This is a genomic window from Colwellia sp. 75C3, from assembly GCF_002836255.1.
Taxonomy (GTDB): Bacteria; Pseudomonadota; Gammaproteobacteria; order Enterobacterales; family Alteromonadaceae; genus Colwellia.
On the sequence record NZ_PJAU01000044.1, the window covers coordinates 1 to 6,742 of the forward strand.

At 39.5% G+C, this 6,742-nt stretch carries 4 protein-coding genes; all 4 read right to left on the minus strand.

The features are described 5' to 3' along the window. Positions 1-263: 263 nt before the first annotated feature. Positions 264-2,204 (minus strand): polysaccharide biosynthesis protein, encoded by a 1,941-nt coding sequence (locus CXF85_RS09325; RefSeq protein ID WP_101228259.1) that lies wholly within the window; start codon positions 2,202-2,204, stop codon positions 264-266. A gap of 168 nt (positions 2,205-2,372) precedes the next feature. After that, a complete protein-coding gene (locus tag CXF85_RS09330) occupies positions 2,373-3,983 on the minus strand; it encodes an MBL fold metallo-hydrolase RNA specificity domain-containing protein (protein WP_101228260.1) in 1,611 nt (536 codons plus the stop codon). Between the two features lie 766 nt (positions 3,984-4,749). Next, on the minus strand, positions 4,750-6,054 hold the full coding sequence (locus tag CXF85_RS09335) for a type II toxin-antitoxin system HipA family toxin (RefSeq protein ID WP_101228261.1): 1,305 nt from the start codon (positions 6,052-6,054) through the stop codon (positions 4,750-4,752). Next, positions 6,054-6,335 carry a transcriptional regulator gene (locus CXF85_RS09340; RefSeq protein WP_101228262.1) on the minus strand — a complete coding sequence of 94 codons (282 nt, stop codon included), beginning with the start codon at positions 6,333-6,335 and terminating at the stop codon, positions 6,054-6,056. Before CXF85_RS09340 ends, CXF85_RS09335 begins: the two co-directional genes overlap by 1 nt. Positions 6,336-6,742 lie beyond the last annotated feature (407 nt).

Below are 6,742 nucleotides of genomic sequence, written 5' to 3' on the forward strand. Positions count from 1 at the left end.
ATCTCCTAGACTCTACAAAACTGCATTCAGATAGAAATAAAAAATGGACTCTGGATGATATACACCTAAGCAATTATCCTAAATACTTATCTTCTACCCCTGAAGTCGTCATCCCCGAAGTTTCTGATCGGGGATCCATATCACTTAGTCTCTTAATCGCTACAAAACTGAATTCAGATAGAAATAAAAAATGGACTCGGATGATATGCAACTAAGCAATTATCCAGAATCCATTCACATCAATTTACCAGCGAACAACTTAACTAATTAGCCACTTTCAATTCAATAACTTCGGCAGTCTTTACCGGCTCTTGCACTTTTTGTTGCCACACCAAATCACAAATACCATCCGTCGGGTTAAACCCTGTTGGTGCTATAAATAATATTTCACGAATTAATTCATGATCAAATGCATGACATGCTTCATCAAGACTATTTAGCATTGGCTCAAGTTCAAACCAATCAAGCATAGCTTCTTGTGCGCTCATAATACGTTCATGAGTTGTGCCTGCAACATTATCACCAATCAAAAGCTCTTCATAAAGCTTCTCACCCGGCCTTAAACCTGTACATTTAATCTCAATATCACCCTCTGGTGTTTGATCCTCTTTTACAGAGAAACCACCCAGTTGAATGATTTTTCGTGCTAAATCATAAATTTTTACTGAATCGCCCATATCAAGTACAAATACATCGCCACCTTTACCCATAGCGCCAGCTTGAATAACAAGTTGAGAAGCTTCTGGAATGGTCATAAAATATCGTGTGATATCTGGGTGCGTTAACGTTACTGGTCCGCCTGCTCTAATTTGCTTTCTAAACAGAGGCACAACAGAACCCGATGAACCTAAAACATTACCAAAACGTACCATACAAAAACGCGTTGATTTTTGCGTTTTCGATAACGCCTGCAGCACTAACTCAGCCATACGCTTAGTTGTACCCATAATATTGGTCGGTCTAACGGCTTTATCGGTAGAGATTAAAACAAATGTCTCAACATTGGCATTTATCGCAGCACGGGCGGCATAATAAGTACCAAAAACATTATTTCTAACACCTTCAACGACATTATGCTCAACTAATGGCACATGCTTGTATGCTGCAGCATGGTAAACAGTTTGTACCGCAAAACTTTTCATTACCGTTTCAATACGATTAACATTTTGCACTGAACCTAAAAGTGGCATCACTTCAACCGCTAAGCCGTGCGTTAATATATATTCATTGAGCTCTTTATCAATGGTATACAAACCAAATTCTGATAACTCAAACAAAACGAGCTTAGCTGGTTTTAATAGAATAATTTGACGGCATAATTCAGAGCCAATAGAACCACCAGCCCCCGTTACCATAACAATTTTACCCGCAACATCTGCATTCATGAGTTCAGGTTTAGGCTCTACTGGATCACGACCTAATAAATCTTCAACACCAACATCTTTGAACTCTTCAAGTTTAGCCTTACCATCAACAACATCGGCCATACCAGGAATAGTTAATACTTCAACGCCTAAAGAATCTATTTTACTCAACACTTCTTTACGTCTAGCCCTCGAAGCACTAGGCATAGCTAATAATATTTTCTCGACTTTTTTATTTATAACAAGTGTTGATATTTCATCGGGTGAATAAACACGGATACCTTGAATAACGCTTCGGTGCAACGCAATGTCATCATCAACAAAAGCAACCGCATGATATTCAGGCCCCTGCGACAAGGCATTGGATAATTGGCGTCCCGCAGAGCCGGCACCATAAATTAATACCGAGGCTTTTTTATGCCAAAGTTGATGACTAATGACCGCTCTCACGGAAATTCGCGAGCCGCCAACAAAGATCAAACATAAACTCATAAAAATAAAAGGAACAGTACGAGGAATGCCTGCGTTCAAGGTAAAAGACAAACCAATAATAAACATCGCAGAAACAACACTACCGAGCGCAATAGCCCAAACGGCTTGCATATTCATATAACGTAATACAGCCCGATAAAGGCCAAGTTTTACAAACGCAAGTAAACAGAGTGGTAATGCACAGGCAAAAACAAGCCAGTAATTTTGCTCAAATAAAGGAGAGAAACTTTCAAGACGCATAAACAATGCTAACCAGAAAGCACACAATAAAAATACTGAATCTATTAACAATGAAATCGCGCGCTTATATGTGCGTGGCAATTTCAAAACAGACTGAATCAAAGACACTTAATAATTCCTTATAAACTAAAATACATTTTTCCCTAACAGAATTATGCATTATAAACTAAAAATGCATACATTTATCTGAAACTACAAATAAATGCACATTTGTACGTTTACGTAACAATTAACTTTACCTACAGGTCAAAGTTAGAACAACACTTAATTGAGTACTTACTCTGCAATTTCGATGAAAGCATCTGGTAAGATGGTTTGGTAACAGCTTTGCAAGACTTGCTTAGCCTCTTCATCTCCATGGACAATTTTTATATGACTTGGCTTATGATGCATACGTTTTACGAAATTAACTAAACCCGCTTGGTCGGCATGCGCTGAATAACCACTTAAGGTATGTACTGCCGCATTAATATCATAACGTTTATCATCTAATTCCACATAACCATTGAACTTGTTAGCAAATTGCTGAATATCTCGACCTGGCGTCCCCTGAGCTTGATAACCAACAAAGAGAATGTCAGTAGTTTTATCACCAATAAATTGCTTTAAGTAATTCATCATACGACCACCGGCACACATGCCACTTGCGGCAATAACAATGGCGGGCTTATTACGTTTAGCTAAAGCCTTCATCACAGACAAATGCTGTTTATGATCACCAATAGTATACAACTGACTAAAATTAAGTGGGTGTCGACCTTTGCTCACCTTTTGTTTAGCTTCTGCATCCCACAAGCCTTTAAATTTTTTATATTGTTCAGTAAAGTTGGCTGCCATAGGAGAATCGACAATCACCTCAATGGTTTGCCATACTGACTTATCAGCTCCTAGAGAATTTTTAAGGTGTTTACCAGACGACTGCGAGGCCATTTTTTGCTGCGATTTATGCTGCGTTTTATGTTGCTGATATATAATTTGCTCCAACTCATATAACAACTCTTGAGTTCTGCCGATACTGAATGCAGGAATAAGTACCACACCATTATCAGCAACCGCCCTTTCAATCACCCGTTGTAAGTTTTGTCTGCGTAGTTTTCTGCTTTGATGATTTTTATCACCATAAGTGGATTCGATAATTAAAGTATCAGCGCGATAGGGACTTTTGGGCGCAGGTAATAATGGTGCATACGGCGCACCTAAATCACCCGAAAATACCACTCGATGTTTATTAGTTAACGGCTTATCCGGTTTTTTATCTGACAAGTTACTCAAGCCCTTAACTAAAGGCGTGTCTAAAGGCTTCTCTAAAATAATGTTTTGAGGAAGTACTAGATCAATCTCTACATAAGCAGATCCTAAAATATGCCCTGCTGGTTGAAACTTAGCTTTAGCTTGTTGAAAGTCAACAGAACGATTTGAATCACTCGTTTGAGGTTTTATATTTAGATTAGCACTAGCGTTAACGGGTAAGTCAAACCACTGCTTGTAGGGAATTGGTTTATTTTGTTGTTTAAGTAACTTAAGGCACGCTGCAATTAACCCCTTATCTCGAGTAACTCCCACTTTAAGTGCATCTTCAATCACTAAAGGCAATAGACTAGCTGTCGCCTCAGTACAAAATATTGGCCCAGTAAAACCAGCAGCCAGTAGATAAGGAATTCGCCCAACATGATCAATATGACAATGAGTAACAATAAGTGCCGTGATATGACTAACATCAAAGTCGATAGCCAACCCCGTTGAAGCCGATTTACCTGAGACCTCAGCCCCTTGAAACAAACCGCAATCAATTAAAACACTAGTCGTAGCATTAATGACTAATTGATGACACGAACCAGTGACACCATTAACCGCACCGTGATGAATAACTTTAGCTTTAAAGTCCATTTTAAAATCCTTTTAAATTAGCTTTACCAACATCCTTTGTTAAGCATAGATCATTCAATGAACTTCCATACTAATCATTACCACTCAACGTATTCCCTGTAGGCGGGGATTTATTCGCGTATCACTTAGGGTTTCATTCTCACTTTGAGCTGACGCACATCCTCCTGAATCCAGCGGCACAACAAAACCAAAAAACTAGATTCTCGATTAGACACTTCGAGAATGACGACGAGAGTGTGACACCACCCAACCAACGTCGCCTTCCCGTAGGCGGGAACTTGTTCGCGCATCACTTAGGGTTTCATTCTCACTTTGGGCTTACGCACATTCTCCTGAATCCAGCGGCACAACAAAACCAAAAAACTGGATTCTCGATTAGACACTTCGAGAATGACGACGAGAGTATGACACCACTCAACCAAGGTATTTCCAACCCAGTAGGCGGGAAATAGTTCGTGCATTGAACATACCGTCATTCAAGAGCTTTCTTGGCCGACGGTACAGGAAGTACCTCATTAGAGAATTCAGGACGCACATTCTCCTGAATCCAAATAGATTAACAACTGGATCTTCGACAAGACAATTCGAAGATGACGACCATCAATTAAGAAGCCAGTCTACTTTACATCATTCCCGAAATGTCTTGTCGGGGATCCAGCTCTTATGTCAGTAATTCATTTTCACTTTAAACATACTCGCGCACAAAAAAGCGAGAATTTATTCGCGCATTTCTTACGTTAATTCACTATCACTTTGATCTATATAATTATTTCTTTTGTAACAATAATTTATTTTCAAAATAAGTACTATCCAACTGTTTATTGATAAGCCTTGCAACATCAGGGTTTATTGTTAACTCATTAGCAATACGAGTAAAAGACTGTACCGCCTCTACGACTTCATCGATTACCAATTGCGCCTGCTCCCAGCTAGCAAAGTTTGCTTGCCCTGCTAATTTTTGCATCACTTTCAAACTTGGTTGCTTTCCAAAGCCACAAAAAGCAGTTGCGTGTTCACTATGCGATGAAGGACTGAAAGTAACATCATAAAATGGAGCTAATTGCCACTGCCCACTATCTGGCTGCAAAAAAGCCCAGTTTTTACTGTGATCATCTTGATTCAAAGCAAACAGATTAAATACCATTCTGCGAAACATTACCTGTCCTGCAGCAGGACTACGACAAATGATAGCGCTAGCTTTAATTAAATCTTCATAATCTAAGCTTGGCATTCTGTAATCAGCATCAAGCAAACCACTTGCACTATGTAAGTGTAACCTACCCTCATTGCCATGCTGATTTTTTACTACATCAAAGCGTTTAACAGCTAACCACTGCTGAGCACCTGAGGCGGCGGGAGCATCTAATAGCCTCCACTTAGGGACATCAATCCCAGCTTGTTTTGCCATAGTTAAATAAGCAGCTTCACATACTCCTTCATCATGGCCAAGCGAAAGCTGTGAAGAAGTAAACTTAACTAAAAATGCTTCAGTATCATCGCTAGCACTTGTACTACAAAAATCATTCTTATCATTCTTATCATTCAAATATAACTGAGCTTTGGGTCTTGCTCCCCCTGAGCTACCAGCATGAATTAAAGCCTGTAATACCTCTGACGTTTGCCCATCAAAAATAGCCTGAGCTTGTAAACCTAATTGTGCTATGGATAACTGTTCTTCAACATTATTTTTTTGTAGTTCAGAAATCGGTAAATACGATAATGCTCCCATAGCTCCCTCACCTACAAACGACAGCCTATCCATAGCGGTAATTTGTGCAGGCAGAGTATTAACTTGCCTAAAGACTCTATCCATTAAGAGTAAACCCCAACCATCTGGGAGTGAGTCAGAGAAAGCACCATGTAATCGATTATGTGGCTGTACTGGCGCTAGCTGCAATGTTGAATCAAAACTAAGATTAAAAGGAGATAGATTATGGTATTGCTCTAAATAACTTGTATCGTATTGAAAGTAAATGCCTTGACTATTTTGAGCTAAAACGCCAACAGTGACATTATCGCCAGTTGCGAGTTTACGAAATACAGATAACTTATTAACGCGCCCATAATCCATTAACCTAATACCTCATCAATAGAGGTAGGGGCTTTACTGAAAAGTTGTGTTTGAGTGAGAGAATTTAAACGATCTAACTCATCCAAACTCTGCCACAGTAAAATAAACTGTCGAAAAGAAATTTGTTGAGTCACTTCGAATTTTTTAATAGTAGAAGCAGGTACAGTACTGATTTTAGCAAGTTGATCTCGAGAAAGTTTCGCAGTCTTTCTTTTAACAACAAGCCACTCACAAAGTGACGCCTGAACATCATTAGCCGACAACAAAGACAACTTACTCATAAAACACCAAAAACAATAGACACTATGATAGCCATTATAGCTCAAAAAACATAGAAAGAGACACAATGACACCCATTAGTTGGTTTTATTATCCCCCTGTAAGCGGGAACTTGTTCGCGTATCACTCAAGATTTTATTTGCGCATCACTTAAGTATTCATTCACGCTTTGGGCTAACGCACATTCTCCTGAATCAGCCGGCACAACAAAACCAAAAAACTGGATTCCCGATTAGACACTTCGGGAATGACAGCGAGAGTCTGACACCACCCAACCAACGTCCCCTCACCCTGTCGGCGGGAACTTACGCTGCATGGATGCAGCTTATTAGAGAATGCAGACGTGGCATGGATGCCACTTATGAAGATAATGCAGGAGCAATTATCTTGACGCATATTCTCCTGTTCG

Bases quoted from the DNA above. Each gene is read 5' to 3' on its own strand.
- CXF85_RS09340 (WP_101228262.1), bottom strand. From the start codon at position 6,335: ATGAGTAAGTTGTCTTTGTTGTCGGCTAATGATGTTCAGGCGTCACTT.
- CXF85_RS09330 (WP_101228260.1), bottom strand. From the start codon at position 3,983: ATGGACTTTAAAGCTAAAGTTATTCATCACGGTGCGGTTAATGGTGTC.
- CXF85_RS09335 (WP_101228261.1), bottom strand. From the start codon at position 6,054: ATGGATTATGGGCGCGTTAATAAGTTATCTGTATTTCGTAAACTCGCA.